We start from the raw sequence: 17,584 nt of genomic DNA on the forward strand, positions 1-17,584 counted from the left end.
CCGAAAAAGCAGGCTCTGCATCTGGTTCTACTTATTTCTCAAGTGGTGCTTTTCCTAGGAATGCTTTGAACATCCAAATGTGTTTGTCGATGGAAGCTTTGAAGCCGATTAACATGTCTTGTGTTACGTCGTCGCCTTCTTTGCCAGTTAACTCGATCCCTTGTTGGTATTCGTCACGTAGCAATTCTAGTGTGCCTGTAAGGTCTTCCATGAATTGATCGATTGTTTTTGGTTTTGTGTACGGTGCTTCTTCTACACTTGCGTTTTCGGAAAACTCTTTTAGTGTGGAGAATGGAGCGCCACCTACTGCTAATAAACGTTCTGCGATTTCGTCTAATTGTTCGCCGAATTCGCTGTAAAGATCGTCCATTTTTTCATGTAATGTAAAGAAGTTATGGCCACGCATGAACCAGTGGATTTGATGAATTTTCACCGTAAATACGCTTAAGTTCGCCACCTGATGGTTTAAAAATTCCTTTGTGTCTACTGAATTGATTGTTTTCATTTATAATTCTCCTCCTTATTTATAATAACTATTATATAATAATAATTATAAACTAGATTTCACGATTTGTCCAATCGTGTGTCGCCTCACAAACTTTTTTTACCACAATTCTGCTGTTTTAAACACGAGGCGCGTCTATTGACTTCTTTCTATTTTGTAACTACAATTGTTACAAAGGAGCTGATTTGGATGAAAATAAGTAGCCGTTTTACTGTTGCTACCCATATTTTATCACTAATTGCTATGGAAGAGCCACCATTAACCTCTTTGAGGATTGCTGCGAGTGTCAATACGAACCCTGTGGTGATTAGACGAATTAGCGGACAGTTGAAAAATGCAGGGCTTATTGCTGTGAAAGCTGGGTCTGGAGGTGCCACACTGTTAAAACCGCTTACTAAAATTACGCTTTTGGAAGTGTATCAAGCGGTGGATAGTGTGGAAGATGGCGAGCTGTTTCAATTTCATGAAAATCCCAATCCGAATTGTCAGGTTGGGGCGCATATTCAAGATGCCATGGAACAGACGCTGATTGAGGCGCAAAAAGCGATGGAGCAAGTATTGGCGAATCGGACAATGGCTGATGTGGTAGACACGATTCGTGCGGAGATAGCAGAATAAAAAGGGGAAATCAGTTTTGATACTAGCAACTGATTTTTGTAAGGAGGCTTTAGGTGATGAGTGTTTGGTTACGCGGACGAAAGCCTGTTTCGGAGCATTCGATTGCGGCTTGGGAACAGGAGCATGAACTGGTTTTGCCGACGCTTTATAAGGAATTGTTATCGATTCATGATGGCGGGCTTTTGACGAAAAACCATTTTTCTGTGTCGGAACCGACGTCTTATGGTTTGGCAGATGCGGAAATTTATACGCTTGCAGGACTTGATGAGTTGCAGATGGCGATTCCTCAGGAGGATGATGTCGATTTGCCGGGACGCCAAGTGTATTTTCATCGGGATGGGGATCGGTATATCGGGCTTGATTATCAGACGGATGCGCCGCGTGTGATTTATGTGGATTTTGAGACGTTGCAGACGTTGGTTGTTGCGGAAAGTTTTGCGGCGTTTATGGATTCACTTTACTTTTCTCCGTTTCCAGTTGAGTCGGTGCCTCGTTATCCGCTTGTGAAGGTGGAACAGATGTTGGCGCTTGCGAATGTGGCGAAAACGTTGCAGATTCTTGAGTTGCTGGAGGATTGCGAGGATAAATCGTGGTATTTGGCGCGGATTGATGGCTTGTTGCATTCAGAGGAGTCGCCGTATCAGCAGATTGGTGTGACATTGCTGGAAAATCAAATCTTTTATTTCCGGCGAAAATTGGACGAAAGTCGTATAACTGCGATGCTTGAATGGTTGGAATCGCAACATATTTGGCCTGAAAAGGTTGCGGAATTGCGCAAAGAATGGGAGGATTAGGATGGTTGTTCGTGTATTGTTTGTATGTTTAGGGAATATTTGCAGATCTCCGATGGCAGAGGGTATGTTTCGCGCGAAGGTAGATGCGGCGGGGCTTAGTGATGCGATTCGGATTGATTCTGCGGCGACGGGAAATTGGAATTTGGGAAATCCGCCACATCGCGGTACGCAGCAAGTTTTGACGAAGCATGGGATTGATTATTCGCAAATGCGGGCTCGGTTGATTGATAAGGATGATTTCGCCGATTTCGATTATGTCATTGGCATGGATGGCTCAAATATGCAGGATTTAGAGGCGTTAAAGCCGTTGGAAAGTGATGTTATGTTGAAAAAATTGATGGACTTTGCGCCTGATGAAGGGCAACATGATGTGCCTGATCCGTACTATACGGGAAATTTCGCGGAAACAGAGCGGCTTGTTAGTGCTGGGTGCGACGGGCTTTTAAAAGCGATTCGGGAAAAGTTTTCATTATAAGTTTATTGTTCTAAAAAGGATACGAAATTCGAACAAAAATTTCGTATCCTTTTTATTTCTATTAGTAATTTACTTTAATGGGGGATACTTTACTTCGGAGTCTTCTTCGCTTGATCCATCTTTATATACTATTAGATAGACTTTATAGGGAAATTTGAATTTCTTATCATAATTATATTCATAATCCATTTTCGAATCATCTTTTAGTTTTACAAAAGCTGTATACCCTCCTATTGTCCAATTCTTTTTTATTTTCCTAGATACTATTTGATTTTCTGGAACACCTTGTTCCTGCATATAACTTTCTATTGCTTGATTTGCGTTATGCTTTGGAATCATAAATAAAAAGATATAGCCTATAAAACTAAGTACAAGGATGGTACCAATAGTTATCCACAAGTTTCGATATTTCTTCATTTGACTCAACTCCCTAATTTGATTTTAATTAAATCCTTTTACAAATTGAGGGCTATAAGCACCGTTAAAATAGCTCGGAAGATCATATGGAAGAGCCAAAGATGGAAATACACGGATAACTGGTTTACTGCCTGTTCCAAAATAAAATGCCTGTATTACAATCTTAGAACAATACGTTGGATCTTTGGAGTATCTACTACCAGTCACATTATACGATGGCCACTTGTCTTGTTTTTTTGTGCCTGTTGAAGAATAATAATTTCTATCAGCCCAGTTAGCCGCTGCATTAGCAATAGAACTATCTTTTACTCGGTACACTTTAACCCATCCTTTCGAATCGTATATTGTCATCCATTTTACGGTTGTTAATTGCCTTGTCGTTGTTCCCGGTCCTGGTATATCCAAAATATAATCGTTACCATTTGCGATTGCGGCATGACCTAGAACACCAGCTGATGAGGTACCATTAGAAATCAAGATATCTCCTTTTTTCACTGTGTACCCTTTGTAAACACCCTTTAGTAGTGATTGAGGTACTTCTTCAACAAATTCATCTGCCACAGGTGGTTGCCCGTAATTATTCATTTTTATCCATTCTGCATACGTGGTTGATATATCATAAACTTTCTCCTTTAATCCATCTTCATACACAGGATAGTACTCATTTTCGTTTACATCAATCCACTGTTCTAAACTAACGTTTGCTGTATTAATTTTCCCCTCAGACACTCCCTGTTCATAAATTTTCTGATAGTTAGCTTCTCCCTTAGCACTAATATTTAGTGGAGCCACTAACATACAAACAACAATTGCGAAATAAGCAAAAACTACTACAATCCACTTTTTCATTTCATTCCCTCTCTCTTAGTTTGTTTTACGAAAAAATAAATATATAATTAGCTGAAAAATAACGAATTTATTTCAACTGTAACATAATTATATCATGAATGCGCTTTCTTTTAAACCACAGTCCTAAAAATCTCAAAATAAAAAACTAGCCCTCAGACTAGTCTTCCATGCCATTATTTTTTACCTAATTTTTTGCTTTCTAAGAAGCTTTTCAAATCAAGTCTTGTGGAATGTTTTAAACCGCGCTCGATTTGGTCTGTCCAGCCTTCTACTCGGTTTCCGCCAGTTCTTGCGCTGTAGTAGTCGCGGATGGTGTTGTCGTATTGGATGAAGTCGTCCATTGTTTTTTCTTGGTACTGATTTTCGTGGTAGACCAGTTCGGATGATAGGCGTGGTTTTGGTGCAGAATTGGCGGTTGGATGTCCGACTGTTAAGCCGAATAATGGCGTTGCGTAGTCTGGAATACGTAGAAGTTCGGCCACTTTTGCCAAGTCATTGCGGATGCCTCCGATGTAGCAAATACCTAAGCCCATAGATTCTGCTGCAATAGCCATGTTTTGAGCTGCTAGCGTCGCGTCGATGGTTGCTACGAGTAAGCGCTCCATCGATGATAAGGAGTCTGTTGCTACGCCACGCGCCTCGCCAATTTTGTGGTGCCGTGATAAGTCTGCCACGAAAACAAAGAATTGCCCTGTTTTGATGATATACGGCTGATTTCCTGCAATTTCAGACAGCGATTCGCGCAAGGCCATGTCTGATACGCCAATAATGGAATACGCCTGCACAAAACTAGATGTGGAGGCCGCTTGGGCACTTTTTACAAGTAAATCAATTTCTGCTTTTGTCAGCGCTTGGTCGGTGAATTCCCGAACCGAATAGTGACTTAAAATTCCTTCAATCGTCTCGTTCATACGACTCATCCCCTAGTCTTTAAAAATTTTACGATCATAATGTGGCATTTGGTCCAATTCGCCAAATTGTTGTTGTCGCAAGCATTCGTAAATCAAAATGGCCGCGGTATTCGACAAGTTAAGCGAACGAATATGGTCTGTCATCGGAATGCGCAAACACGTGTCTTCATGCGCCGCTAAAATCTCGTCTGGTAAACCTGTTGTTTCCTTCCCAAAAATAAAGAAGTAATCCTTGTCTGTGTCTTGATAATCGACATCGCTGTACAAATGACGCCCAAATTTCGTAATAAAATAAAATGCGCCGCCAGCATTCTTTTCAAAAAACTCTTCAATCGAGTCATAATATGCCAACTTCACATGATCCCAATAATCGAGTCCCGCGCGTTTTAACATCTTGTCGTCCGTCGAAAAACCGAGTGGGCGAATCAGATGCAAATAAGTATCCGTCCCCGCACATGTTCTCGAAATATTTCCCGTATTTGCCGGGATTTCTGGTTGAAAAAGTACTATATGATTTGCCAATCCGTTCACCTTATTCCTATTAAATTCTTCGCCCGCATAATTTCTGCGAGCACTTCTTTGTCCTCGTCGTGTGCTTTTTGCAACGCTTCTTTGGCTTCTTCTCCGCCAATTTTACCAAGCGCCCAAGCTGCCGTCCCACGAATAACTGGCCGCGTGTCTTCCGTCATACACCGAATCAACTCGGGCACCGCGGTCTTATCTTTATAGCGCGCCAACACAATAATCGCATTGCGTTGAATGGGCTTTTTGCCGCGCCACGAGCCTGCCATCGGTCCGAATTTTGCCTTAAATTCTTTGTTCGAAATCGAAAGAAGTGGCTTTAATTCAGGCTTCACAAGTTCAGGATCTGGCTCCATCGCCTCATGGAAATGAAAGTCATGTCCGCGGTTGTAAGGGCAAACCACCTGACACGTGTCGCAACCATATAACCGATTATGCAACACATCGCGATATTTTTCATCCAAAAAGCCTTTCGTCTGGCTCAAATAACTCAAACAAATCTTCGGGTTCATCTTTCCTTCGCCGAGCAAACTGCCAGTAGGACAAGCTTCGACGCACTTATTACAATCCCCACACAAGTCCCCCATCGGCTTATCCGGCGCCAAAGGTAAATTCGTCACCATCTCACCCAAATAAATAAAAGAACCGAATTCCGGCGAAATAAGCAACGTATTCTTGCCCCGCCAACCAAGTCCTGCGCGTTCAGCCACCGCAACGTCCGAAAGCTCTCCCGTATCGACCATTGATTTAAACCGCGCCTCCGGAACAAGCTCCGTAATAAAAGTCTCTAATTTCGCCAACTTCTCACGCAACACCGTATGATAATCCGTCCCCCACGATGCCCGTGAAAAAACACCACGACGCGCTTCCTTACGACTCACAGGCTCCTCTTTCATCTTCGAAGGATATGCCAGTGCAATCGCAATAATCGACCGCGGTGCATCAAAAATAAGGTCAGGATACACCCGCTCATCGATGTTTGGGTGCTCAAACCCCGTCAACACGTCCTCTTTCACGGCGACTTCCAACCTAGCCTTCAACTCCAAAAAAGGATCAGCCGAAGCAAATCCTATTTTTTGAATACCTATTTCGTTCGCGTATTGGATAATGTCTTGTTTTAACTGCTTCATATCTATATTTTGCAAGGTTTGCACCTCGGTTCTTAGATTTAGTCTTCGCTATCTTTGTCTTCCATAAAAGTCATTGTTACATAAAAAAGGCCCAGCGTCATGTTCTGGGTGGTTTGGTTTCGCGCTCCAGTTTTTGTCGGAGCTAAACGAGCCGATTCAGCTTTTCAAATAATAAAACGCAATGCTTCGCTTATAAAGTTCGAAACACTGCGTTGATAACATATTTAAGAGCGGGTGATGAGAATCGAACTCACGACAACAGCTTGGAAGGCTGTAGTTTTACCACTAAACTACACCCGCATAGTTTAGAACAAGTTGTTCTAGCAACATTTAATATATTATCACTACTAGGCAGGTTTGGCAAGGGGTTTTTGAAATTTTTTTTTAGTTATTTGTGATTCGGATAGATTTCTATCATTTTATCGCTAATTTTTATAACACTTCATAACTTTGGTAACTTAAATGCAGGTAATTTTTAAAACTTATTTCCTACCCTGTTCATTCTTTTTTCACATTTCCCAGCTACACTTGATTTATTAGCAAATGAAGGAAGTGATGGAAATGGTGAAGAAACGACGGATTGATTGGTTTTTGATAGGGATTGCAGTGCTTGCTGCTTTCTTAAATTTCTGGGGTGTTTGGAACGATGATGCGGTGAACCCCTACTACACAGCCGCGGTGACAAGTATGACGGAAAGTTGGTCGAATTTTTTCTACGGAGCGTTTGATCCTTCGGGGTTTGTAACGGTGGATAAGCCGCCTGTTGCGCTCTGGCTACAAACGATTAGTGCACTTATTTTTGGTATTCATGGTTGGAGCGTTATTTTACCGCAAGCTCTTGCTGGGGTTGGCTCGGTCTTATTGCTTTATTTTTTAGTAAAACCGACGTTTGGCTCTTGGGCGGCTCGGATTGCAGCGCTTGTAATGGCTACGACGCCGATTGCAGTGGCGGTTAGTCGGACAAATAATGTTGATAGCATTCTTGTTTTCACATTATTACTCGGTGCTTGGGCGCTATTCAAAGCCGTGAAAAAAGGCAAAATCGGCTTTTTATTACTAGCTTTTGTATTAATTGGCGTTGGTTTTAATGTAAAAATGTTACAGGCGTATATGGTCGTGCCAGCGTTCTTACTCTTCTACCTCATCGCCGCAAAATTGAATTGGAAGAAAAAAATTGTACATCTCGTTATTGCTTTAGTGATGATGCTTGGTGTGTCTGTTTCTTGGGCAGTCATTGTCGATAATACATCGGCCAGCTCGCGGCCTTATATTGGCAGTAGTCAAACAAACTCTGTCTTGGAATTGGCATTTGGCTATAATGGTATGGAGCGCCTTCTAGGTCAAGAAACCGGTAAAAATAATGGTTTTGGTGGTGATAATTCACAAATGACGCCTCCTAACTCGCGTTCTGGTTCTTATAGCATTGCGCCAGATGCAAATGCAGAAAGCGGACAAAATAATATGTCAGGCCAACCGCCAACACCTCCAAATGGTGGTATGCACGGTGGCGGACCTGGTGGTTCAAATAGCAAAAACGGCGGTGGCCCTGGTGGTCAAGGCGGCGGTAACGGCTCTAAAATGATGGGTAGTACTGGCATGTTTGGTACTGGAACAGCTGGGCCATTGCGACTTTTCCAAACAGCTCTTGGAGATCAAATTAGTTGGCTCCTTCCAATGGCATTGTTCGGTATTGCGGCCATCTTTATCGCTAGTTGGCGCCGGACACGACGGTTCTTCCAATGGGATACAGCACAAAAAGAAATGTTTTTCTGGGCGGCTTGGCTCGTTCCTGTCGCGGGATTTTTCAGTATTGCAGGATTCTTCCATCATTATTATTTAATTATGCTGGCTCCCGCGATTGCGGCTTTGACGGGCGCAGGATTCATGGCACTTTTAAATCTGTATCGTAAAAACACAGGTGTGCCGGGTTATCTGTTGCCTAGTGCAGTGGCGATTACGACTGGCTTGCAAATGTTCTTTATCGCGCAATATTCAATCCCTGGCATGAGTGTCATCGGTATCCTTGGGCTTGGTTTGGCGGCAACGTTATTTATTATAAAAGCCAAACAACCCGTGTGGACGTCATGGGTTGCAGTCGCTTCACTTATTGCACTGCTACTCGCACCGATGTATTGGGCACTGACGCCAATGATGTACGGCGGTAACAGCTCGCTTCCTGAGGCTGGACCTCAATTAAAAACAAGTGGTGGTGGAGCTTTCTCAGATGCCTCCGTCAATGAAACGCTCATTTCCTACTTGGAAAAAAACAGCGCGGATACAGAGTTCCTATTCGGTACCACCAATGCCTCCACAGCAGCGCCATACATTATTAAAACCGGTAAATCGGTCATGGCACTCGGTGGCTTCAACGGGACAGATCCAATTTTGACAGTAAAAGAATTGAAACAAATGATTAAAGATGGCAAAATTAAATATTTCTATCTCCCATCCAACAATAAAGGCAGTAGTTCTGATGTCGTGACTTGGATTGAGAAAAATGGTACAAAAGTAGATAGCTCAAAATGGGGCGGCGAAACAACATCCACAGACGCAACAACAAGCGCATCAACAAAACAAGACGGCGGTAGAATGCAAGGCGGACCTGGTGGACAATCAGGCGGCACGCTTTACAAACTTAACTAAAAGGAGGGTCTCAAATGACAAAAAAAATCTCTGTAGTCATCCCACTTTATAATGAAGAAGCCGTCATTGAGCAAACTTACAAACGGCTAAAAGATGTGATGGAGACGCTAACCATGGATTACGAACTCCTTTTTGTGAACGATGGTAGCAAAGATAAAACGTTGCAACTTGTTCAAGCGCTTAGTTTCGCAGATAAGCACGTGAAGTGTCTCGCTTTTTCACGAAATTTCGGACATCAAATCGCGATTACCGCGGGGGACGGATTATGCAAGCGGCGATGCTGTTGTGGTCATTGACGCAGATTTGCAAGACCCACCCGAACTCATCCCCGAGATGATTCAAAAATGGCAAGACGGTTTCGATGTTGTTTATGCGAAGCGAATCAAGCGAAATGGCGAATCGTTTTTCAAGAAATGGAGCGCTAAAATGTTTTATCGAACATTGCATCGACTAACAGATGTGGAGATTCCCGTTGACACCGGGGATTTCCGCCTTATGGATAAGAAAGTGTATACCGAGCTAAAAAAAAATCAATGAGAAAAATCCATTCGTTCGAGGCTTGGTAAGTTGGCTTGGTTTTCAACAAGTAGCTTTAGAATATGAGCGGGAGGAACGCGCGGCTGGTGAAACGAAATACCCACTGAAAAAAATGATAAAACTATCACTCGATGGCCTCACCTCTTTTTCCCATCAGCCGTTAAAAATAGCGAGTTATGCGGGAGTCGCGTTATCTATCATCGGCTTCATCTACATGCTAGTTGTGCTTTTCCAAACAATCTTCACAGCGACAACTGTCAACGGCTGGTCTTCGATTATTATTATTCAGCTTCTGTTTAGCGGATTTGTTCTGATTATTTTAGGCATGATTGGTGAATATATCGGCAGAATTTACGATGAAGTGAAGGATCGGCCTTTGTATATCGTCGAAGCAAGTTATGGGTTTGAGCAACAAGAAACCGTGCGCTGGCTGAATCAACAACGGAATGAAGGATAACAGAAGCAGTTTTTCGTCAGTATGTACTGGCGGGAAACTGCTTTTATGTTGCCTAATAGCTTAGAACTGCATTTTTACGGGTATTGTGAGAAAATAATAAAAAAAGTAATGGAAGTCAGGTGGAACGCGTATGATGGATATGTATAACTCGGTGAAAGAGTTTTTTTCTTATGAAAATATAATGCAGTGGATGCAGTCATATCGGGCATTTGGTCCTTTATTAGCGTTTTTTCTCCCCTTTATTGAAGCTTTTCTGCCCTTTTTACCATTTTCTTTATTCGTTATCGTAAATGTTAGCGCGTACGGTTTGTTTTGGGGGTTCACCATTTCGTGTTCTGCTGCGATATTAGGAAGTTTATGTGTATTTTGGATTGTTCGGAAGTTTGGACAGACACGATTTTTGCATTTTTTGACGAATCATAAACATGTTCGTAAAGTGATGGATTGGATTGATGAGCATGGTTTTGGCCCGATTTTTATTTTGCTTGTTATGCCGTTTACGCCTTCTTCTGCGGTGAACGTTGTCGCTGGGCTTTCAGAAATTCGGTTTTTCCAGTTTTTGATGGCGTTGATTGGTGGGAAAGTGATTAAGGTTTTCGCGATTAGTTATATCGGTTATGATTTGCGAGATATGATTGAACATCCGGTGAAATTGCTTGTTTTAGTTATTATCGTTGTGATTTTATGGTTTGTCGGCAAGCGATTGGAACGCTGGATGAGTTCGAAAAAGACAGGAGGACATAATGAGCATTCATGAGCTATTTTTTCATATTCATTATTGTAATGGCGGGAAATATCGACAATTTAGGACCTTGACGCGAAAAATAACACGCACACTGCAACATCATGAGTTGGTTTTAGTGACTGGTGGCGCTGGTAAATATGAAACAGCAGGTAAAGTGCTACCTTTTCATGAAGGAATGCTTTTTTATATTGCACCAAATGTGCGGCATTCTTTAGAAACAAGCGAGGCCTCTCCGGCTTCTTTTTTAACGGTACATTTCAGTTATGCGCGGGTCGGATTTACAGATGCGAATTGGACCATTCAGCCTGAACCAGCTTTACTTAGCCTCCCTCCTGTTTCAGTGCTACACGATTATTATTCCGTCAGCGATACTTTCGAAAAATTGGTTGCTAATTGGCACGCGAAGTTGCCCGGTTATGAATTCGTGAGCAAAACGTTACTGCAACAACTGCTCATAACGATTGAAGAAAATGTACGAAAACAACATAAAAATTACGCAACCAGTCTAAAAATCGAAAAAGTCATTGATTATATGCGACAGCATCTTCATACAAGCGTCACATTGGAGGAATTAGCGGATTTGGTTCAACTATCACCGACTTACTTATCGCGGCTTTTTAAAGAAACGACAGGTTATTCAGTCATCGCTTTCTTTAATAAAATCAAAATAGATCGAGCAAAGGAGCTCATGATGGATGGCACGAAAAAAGTAAAGGAGCTTGCGAATCAGCTCGGATTTCATGATGAATTTTATTTTAGCAGGCTTTTTAAGCAACAAGAAGGAGTGAGTCCCACCGAATATTATCATAAAAATATCCATGGTTTTTAATATTGTGCATGGAATATAGCCAATTTCCCCTTTATAATGAAGTTGTTATTGTCTAAGATAACAAAAGGAGATGGAACGCATGCCGATTTGGAAACGAAACTTAATTGTTTGTTGGTTTGGCACATTTGTGACCAGCATCGGGATGAGTCAAATTGCTCCGGTTTTACCGCTTTACATAAAGCATTTGGGAATTGAGAACGCAGGAGAAGTGGCGCAACTTTCTGGACTAACATTTGGAATTACGTTTATTATGTCCGCTATTTTTTCACCGATTTGGGGACAGGCAGCGGATCGTTTTGGTAGAAAGCCGATGCTACTCCGAGCTAGTTTTGGTATGGCGATTATTATTGGTTGCATGGGATTTACGCACAATGTGTATGAATTAATCGCGCTACGGACTTTGCAAGGCGTTGTGACTGGGTTTGCGACAGCTTGTACAGCACTTATTGCGACACAAGCCGATAAATCGCACGCAGGTTGGGCGCTTGGAACGCTATCTACTGGTGGGATTACGGGTTCGCTACTGGGACCATTAGTTGGCGGTTTCATTGCCGAACATTTTGGCTTGCAAAATATCTTTTTCATTACTGGTGGATTATTGTTCGTAGCTTTTATTTTGACCGCTTTGTTTGTGAAAGAAGACTTCAAACGAACAGATACAAAAGTGATGAAAACAAAAGAAGTTTGGCAGGCTTTACCCAATAAAAGTTTTATCATCACGATGTTTATTACTTTTTTCATGATAACACTAGCGCTGTATTCTGTAGAACCAATTATTACTGTCTATATACAACAACTTTCGTCTGGGACTTCGCACATCGCCTTGCTTTCTGGTTTAGCATTTTCTGCATCTGGACTTGCGAGTATTATTGCTGCGCCTCGCCTCGGCAAACTTTCCGACAAAATTGGCGCACAACGCGTGATCTTTGTTGCCCTCATCGTCGCAGGTATCGTCTTTATTCCGCAAGCTTTCGTCAAGAGCCCGTGGGAACTTATCGCCCTGCGCTTCGTACTTGGACTGGCCGTTGCAGGACTCAATCCTTCCGTCAACATCCTCATCAAAAAACTAACGCCATCCGAGTATACCGGTCGAGTATTCGGAATTACCAATTCTGCAAGTTATTTAGGCGTGTTTACAGGTTCTATTTTAGGTGGGCAAATCGCTTCTTCTCTCGGCATCTCCTACGTTTTCTTCATCACGAGTGCCCTACTTTTGGCAAATGCAGTATGGGTGTATTTTAAAGTGTATAAAAAATTAAATGCGAGAGAAATTCGCATGAATCAGACATTAAAGGAGCAAAAATAATGCAAATAAAAGTTGAAAAAACAGCACTAGTTTTAATTGATTTACAAAATGGGATTCTGAGCCGTAACTGCGCTCCGTATACAGCGGAAGAAATTATCGGACGAGCAAAAGCATTAGTGAAAGCATTCACTGAAAAAGGTGGCTTTGTAGTGCTTGTTCGTGTTTCTACACTCGACGGCAAGGATATGTTACATCCGAGCACAGATGTTCCCGCTACACAATCTATCGAGCTACCAGAAGGCTGGGACCAAATCGTACCTGAGTTAGCCGAAATACCTGGAACGTATACACTCACAAAACGCCAATGGGGTGCGTTTCATGGCACAGATTTAGATGTACAGTTACGTCGCCGTGGTATTGATACGATTGTTCTTGGTGGCGTATCTACTGGTATCGGTGTTGATATGACTGCCCGCGAAGCTTTCCAATTAGGTTACAATCAATTTTTCGCAGAAGACGTTATGGGAGCCGCTGATAAAGAGATGCATGATTATGTTCGCACGAATATTTTTCCACGCATCGGTCGCGTACGCTCTAGTGACGACATTATTTCTTACCTATAAAAATAAGGCTACCAATTCCCAAAAATCAGGAGTTGGTAGCCTTATTTTATACGTAGAAAAAGTCGTGTGGTGCGATTGTCTTTCCTTGAATGTTCAAGAATTTTAGTATATCCTGCCATCTACCGCTTTCTGGATAGCAAGTCGCCAAGTCTACTTTTTGCGCCTCGTTCGTTGGATTTACTATAAACATATGCCAGCTATCACCAGTCATATAACGAATCACACCAAACAAATTATTTAATGAGAATGGATAGTAGTCTCCTTTTCGCAATGCTTCTGTCGTATTTCGCAACTGAATCGCCTCACGGAAAAAGCCACTAATTTCCTCATCTTCGCGTCCCCATGGATAGAACTTACGGTTGTCTGGGTCGGCACCGCCCGTTAGTCCTGCCTCATCGCCATAATAAATACAAGGCACACCTGGCAAAACCATCAACATATAGATTGCCAACCGCAATTTTGCTTTGTCTTCATGTAACATTGTCAAAATACGCGCCGTATCATGTGTCCCGATATTATTCAAATTCGCTGCCAATGCTTCTGTGGGGTAGTTTTCTTTAATTCCCATCGTTTTTAGCGTCGCCTGTTTCGTCGTTATTTGACCATTTAGCAAATCAATAATGACTTGGCGAAACGGATAGTTCATCACACCTTGCAACATACCACCTTCTAAATAATGACGCCGCTGATCATAGGCAATTTTGTTCGTCGCATCTTCCCAAACTTCTCCAATCAATACACGGTCTGGATATTTCATCAACGTCTGGCGAATCCCTGCAATAAAAGCGTCCGGCAACTCATCAGCAACATCTAAACGCCAGCCAGCAGCGCCCCGCTCGGTCCAATAATCAATTACGCTATCCTTTCCTGCGTAAATCATCTCCTGAAATGACTTGCTTTCCTTATTCACCACAGGCAAATTGCTCACGCCCCACCACGCATCATATTTTTCCGGAAAATGTTGAAATGTAAACCAGTGATAATACGGCGAATCGACACTTTGATACGCACCCAAAGAATCGAAATGACCGTACCGATTAAAGTACAAACTATCCTCCCCAACATGATTAAATACACCGTCCAAAATAATACGCATGCCTAATTCTCCAGCTTTTTGAATTAGTTCCGTCAATATCGATTCATCGCCAAACATCGGATCAATTTTTTTGTAATCAGATGTATCGTATTTATGATTGCTCTTCGCTTCGAAAATTGGACTTAAATAAAGACCAGAAATCCCAAGTTCCTTCAAATATGTCAGTTTTTGCGTAATGCCCTCTAAGTTGCCACCGTAAAATTCCCAGCGCAATATCTCTCCCTTGTCGTTCTTAATATAATACGGTGTATCTTCTTTCCGCGCATAAATAAACGAATCCGGCTTCGGTTCACGCACCATATCATCCGCATTATAAAACCGATCCACAAAAATATGATAAAAAACTGCGTCCCGATACCATTCTGGCGCCTGATCCGCATACTCAAAACACGTCAACTGATACGTACACATATCATGATAGTTCTCCGTGAAAAAGCCTTCTCCACCATGCAAATCCCGATTATTAAAATAATACGTCGTTCTCGTCTGCGTATCAAAGTTTTGCTGAATCTTAAAATAATAAAAATATAAGCCCGTCTCTGCGTACGGTTGGAATTCTACTTCATAAACGCCATTTTCCGTGTGCTTCATTTCAAGACTTTGCTCACCCATCCCGTCTTTATGGATTTTGAGCTCTACTTTTGAAACGTAAGGAAGCGCGACGTCGATTCTAAAATCTACCGTCGCGCCTTGCTTCACTGCACCGAAAGGTCGTTTATATCGCTCATTCCATGAATCAAATACAACTACCTTTGCCATTCTCCTAACTTCCTCTCGTTACAGGTTTTTATTATGATGGACATTCCAAATTTCATCCGCATAATGCATTATTGTATAATCCGATGAAAACTCCCCAGCATGCGCAATATTCAATAGCGACATCTGATTCCATTTTTTGCGATCCGTATACAAACTATCAATTCGTGACTGTGCCGCAACATATGAGTCATAATCCTTCAGCACAAAATATTCATCGTTATATTTCAGCAATGAATCAAAAATCTCCTGTCCCTCTGCCTCAATATTTGGTATCGTTCCATCTACTAATGCGTCAAGACAACGTTTTAAGCGAGGGTTATGATTATAAATATCGTGCGAATGGTAGGAATGCGAATCATAAAAATGATACAATTCTGCTTCTTGCATACCAAATAGTAACATGTTCTCATCCCCGACTTTATCGCGAATTTCAACATTAGCCCCGTCGAGCGTTGCAAGCGTAATCGCGCCATTTAACATTAATTTCATATTACTCGTCCCTGATGCTTCTTTCGTAACAAGCGAAATCTGTTCACTGATGTCTGCAGCTGGAATTATTTTTTCAGCTAGTGTCACGCCGTAATTCTCTACGAACACCACTTTGATTTTATTATTAATCGACGTATCGTTATTGATTAAGTCAGCAACAGCGTTTATAAGCTTAATAATTTCTTTGGCATATGAATAACTAGGCGCTGCTTTTGCACCAAAAATGAAGACGCGCGGCACCATTTCTTGCTCTGGCGTAGGGCCTTCTTTTAATTTCAAATATAACGATAAAATATGCAAGACATTTAATAATTGGCGTTTATACGCGTGAAGTCTTTTAATTTGAACATCAAATACAGCATGCGGATCAATCTCAATTCCCATCGTTTCTTTTACATACTCCGCTAGGCGCATCTTATTGTCTAGCTTCACCTGCTCCAATTTATCCAATAAAACAGAGTCCTCTTTAAAGGCCTTTAATAAGTAAAGCTCGTTTGGCTTCTTCTTCCACTCCGTACCAATATAATCACTAATTAAATCGCTCAAGCCTTCATTGCTTAGCAGCAACCAACGACGATGCGTGATTCCGTTTGTCTTATTATTAAATCGCGCTGGAAATGCTAAATAAAAATCATGCAACGCTTTTTCCTTCAGAATTTCTGTATGCAATTTAGCAACACCGTTAATACTATGGCTACCAATAATTGCTAAATGCGCCATATGAATGATGCCATCTTGAATAATCGACGTACGCCAAGTAAACTGCGCTCCATAAAGCAGGGTCATACTTTCAATATGGCGACGATTGATTTCGCAAATAATTTGATAAATCCGTGGAACTAGCTCCGCAACCATATGTTCTGGCCATTTTTCCAAAGCCTCCGCCATAATCGTATGGTTTGTATAAGAACATGTCTTCATCGTAATCGCCCAAGCCGCTTCCCATGTCAATCCCTCTTCGTCTAGCAAAAGTCTCATCAATTCAGGAATACACATCGTTGGGTGTGTATCATTAATATGAATCGAAATATTCTCCGCTAAATGTTCCATTGGCACACCAAGCTTCCGATAGTAACGTAAAATACTTTGCACACCAGCCGACACGAAAAAGTACTCTTGCTTCAGACGCAACATCCGCCCATCATAACTCGAATCATCTGGATACAGCATATCAGAAATGTTATGAATCGACTTCCGCATACCTTCCGAAGAATAGTCCACCTCCGCGCTCGCCGGAATTTCAGCTGACCAAAGTCGTAAATTATTCACCGTATCATTTTCATAACCAGTCATCGCAGTATCATAAGGCACCGCCAAGACATCTTGCGTATTCCTATAAGTAGGAACAATTTGGCCTTCCTCATTCTCTTCTAAGTGCACTTGCCCATAAAATCGTACCGTTTCTGCCTTATTTTCGCGCCTTGTTTCCCACACATTTTCATGACGCAACCAGTTATCTGGTAACTCGACTTGATACCCATTAACAAATTTTTGCCTAAACAAACCATGACGATAGCGAATACCATTCCCATTTCCTGGAACATCACATGTGGCCATCGAATCCATAAAACAAGCCGCCAGACGTCCAAGACCGCCATTTCCAAGACCTTGATCTGATTCCACTTCTTCTAAATGCGTGAAATCAACACCTAAATCTGCCAATCCTTCACGAACCGTGTCCAAAATACCGAGATTCAATAGATTACTTTTTAATAATTTTCCTGGAAGAAACTCGATGGAAAAATAGTAAACTTGTTTCGCTTGATTCTGTTGATATTCTCTCTTAGTCTGCATCCAGTTTTGAGCCGTGTACTCTTTCACCACACTACCCAATGTGATGTATTGCTCCAATGGCGTTAAATCGTGTACTTCCGTCGCATAAAGACTCGTAAGCGCGCGATTGTATTCTTTTTTAAACTGTTCCTTACTAATTTCCAAT

General features: G+C 41.8%; 16 protein-coding genes, 1 tRNA gene and 1 pseudogene. 9 read left to right on the top strand and 9 right to left on the bottom strand.

Annotated elements, in window-relative coordinates; genetic code table 11:
• Positions 1-31 precede the first annotated feature (31 nt).
• Positions 32-505 (bottom strand): Dps family protein, encoded by a 474-nt coding sequence (locus PRIP_RS09775; protein ID WP_036085977.1) that lies wholly within the window; start codon positions 503-505, stop codon positions 32-34.
• Positions 506-694: 189 nt separating this feature from the next.
• On the opposite strand from PRIP_RS09775, the gene PRIP_RS09780 reads away from it, so the two are divergent.
• From PRIP_RS09780 to PRIP_RS09790, 3 genes are read left to right on the top strand one after another with little or no spacing between them, the layout of a single operon-like run.
• Positions 695-1,123, top strand: a complete 429-nt coding sequence (locus PRIP_RS09780; RefSeq protein WP_036101015.1) for an Rrf2 family transcriptional regulator — start codon at positions 695-697, stop codon at positions 1,121-1,123.
• 56 nt (positions 1,124-1,179) lie between these two features.
• On the top strand, positions 1,180-1,917 hold the full coding sequence (locus PRIP_RS09785) for an SMI1/KNR4 family protein (RefSeq protein ID WP_036101016.1): 738 nt from the start codon (positions 1,180-1,182) through the stop codon (positions 1,915-1,917).
• Between the two features lies 1 nt (position 1,918).
• Positions 1,919-2,392, top strand: coding sequence for a low molecular weight protein-tyrosine-phosphatase (locus tag PRIP_RS09790; RefSeq protein ID WP_036101017.1), 474 nt, complete (start codon positions 1,919-1,921; stop codon positions 2,390-2,392).
• A 69-nt stretch (positions 2,393-2,461) separates the two neighbouring features.
• On the opposite strand, the gene PRIP_RS09795 is transcribed toward PRIP_RS09790, so the two are convergent.
• The 6 genes from PRIP_RS09795 to PRIP_RS09820 form a co-directional block, all read right to left on the bottom strand.
• Entirely contained in the window at positions 2,462-2,809 is a 348-nt protein-coding gene (locus PRIP_RS09795; RefSeq protein ID WP_036101018.1) for a DUF3139 domain-containing protein, read from the bottom strand.
• 24 nt (positions 2,810-2,833) lie between these two features.
• Entirely contained in the window at positions 2,834-3,658 is an 825-nt protein-coding gene (locus tag PRIP_RS09800) for a hypothetical protein (protein WP_036101019.1), read from the bottom strand.
• Positions 3,659-3,831: 173 nt separating this feature from the next.
• Positions 3,832-4,569, bottom strand: coding sequence for an oxygen-insensitive NADPH nitroreductase (nfsA, locus tag PRIP_RS09805; protein ID WP_036101020.1), 738 nt, complete (start codon positions 4,567-4,569; stop codon positions 3,832-3,834).
• A 12-nt stretch (positions 4,570-4,581) separates the two neighbouring features.
• Positions 4,582-5,091 (bottom strand): tRNA (uridine(34)/cytosine(34)/5-carboxymethylaminomethyluridine(34)-2'-O)-methyltransferase TrmL, encoded by a 510-nt coding sequence (gene trmL / locus PRIP_RS09810; RefSeq protein WP_036101021.1) that lies wholly within the window; start codon positions 5,089-5,091, stop codon positions 4,582-4,584.
• Between the two features lie 5 nt (positions 5,092-5,096).
• Positions 5,097-6,221, bottom strand: a complete 1,125-nt coding sequence (gene queG, locus PRIP_RS09815) for a tRNA epoxyqueuosine(34) reductase QueG (protein ID WP_149023810.1) — start codon at positions 6,219-6,221, stop codon at positions 5,097-5,099.
• A 229-nt stretch (positions 6,222-6,450) separates the two neighbouring features.
• Positions 6,451-6,521: transfer RNA gene (locus PRIP_RS09820), tRNA-Gly, on the bottom strand.
• Between the two features lie 255 nt (positions 6,522-6,776).
• Here PRIP_RS09820 and PRIP_RS09825 point away from each other — a divergent pair.
• The 6 genes and pseudogenes from PRIP_RS09825 to PRIP_RS09850 all read left to right on the top strand — a co-directional run bounded on the left by PRIP_RS09825 (position 6,777) and on the right by PRIP_RS09850 (position 13,301).
• Entirely contained in the window at positions 6,777-8,864 is a 2,088-nt protein-coding gene (locus PRIP_RS09825; protein WP_479494821.1) for an ArnT family glycosyltransferase, read from the top strand.
• Between the two features lie 14 nt (positions 8,865-8,878).
• Positions 8,879-9,858 (top strand): annotated as a pseudogene (locus tag PRIP_RS09830) (glycosyltransferase family 2 protein).
• Positions 9,859-9,991: 133 nt separating this feature from the next.
• Positions 9,992-10,615, top strand: coding sequence for a TVP38/TMEM64 family protein (locus PRIP_RS09835; protein WP_036086210.1), 624 nt, complete (start codon positions 9,992-9,994; stop codon positions 10,613-10,615).
• Positions 10,602-11,432 carry an AraC family transcriptional regulator gene (locus PRIP_RS09840; RefSeq protein ID WP_036101022.1) on the top strand — a complete coding sequence of 277 codons (831 nt, stop codon included), beginning with the start codon at positions 10,602-10,604 and terminating at the stop codon, positions 11,430-11,432. The genes PRIP_RS09835 and PRIP_RS09840 overlap by 14 nt, the downstream gene beginning before the upstream one ends.
• 79 nt (positions 11,433-11,511) lie before the next feature.
• Positions 11,512-12,738, top strand: a complete 1,227-nt coding sequence (locus tag PRIP_RS09845) for a multidrug efflux MFS transporter (RefSeq protein ID WP_036101023.1) — start codon at positions 11,512-11,514, stop codon at positions 12,736-12,738.
• Complete coding sequence (locus tag PRIP_RS09850; RefSeq protein ID WP_077912975.1) at positions 12,738-13,301, top strand: hydrolase; 564 nt, start codon at positions 12,738-12,740, stop codon at positions 13,299-13,301. The genes PRIP_RS09845 and PRIP_RS09850 overlap by 1 nt, the downstream gene beginning before the upstream one ends.
• Positions 13,302-13,347: 46 nt before the next feature.
• On the opposite strand, the gene PRIP_RS09855 is transcribed toward PRIP_RS09850, so the two are convergent.
• Together PRIP_RS09855 and PRIP_RS09860 are read right to left on the bottom strand one after the other, a co-directional pair.
• Positions 13,348-15,156: a glycoside hydrolase family 13 protein gene (locus PRIP_RS09855; protein WP_036101025.1), complete on the bottom strand. Its 1,809-nt coding sequence runs from the start codon at positions 15,154-15,156 to the stop codon at positions 13,348-13,350.
• 18 nt (positions 15,157-15,174) lie between these two features.
• Positions 15,175-17,583: a glycogen/starch/alpha-glucan phosphorylase gene (locus PRIP_RS09860; protein WP_036101026.1), complete on the bottom strand. Its 2,409-nt coding sequence runs from the start codon at positions 17,581-17,583 to the stop codon at positions 15,175-15,177.
• Between the last annotated feature and the right edge of the window lies 1 nt (position 17,584).

Origin of the sequence: Paenilisteria riparia FSL S10-1204, assembly GCF_000525995.1 — a bacterium.
GTDB lineage: Bacteria > Bacillota > Bacilli > Lactobacillales > Listeriaceae > Listeria_A > Listeria_A riparia.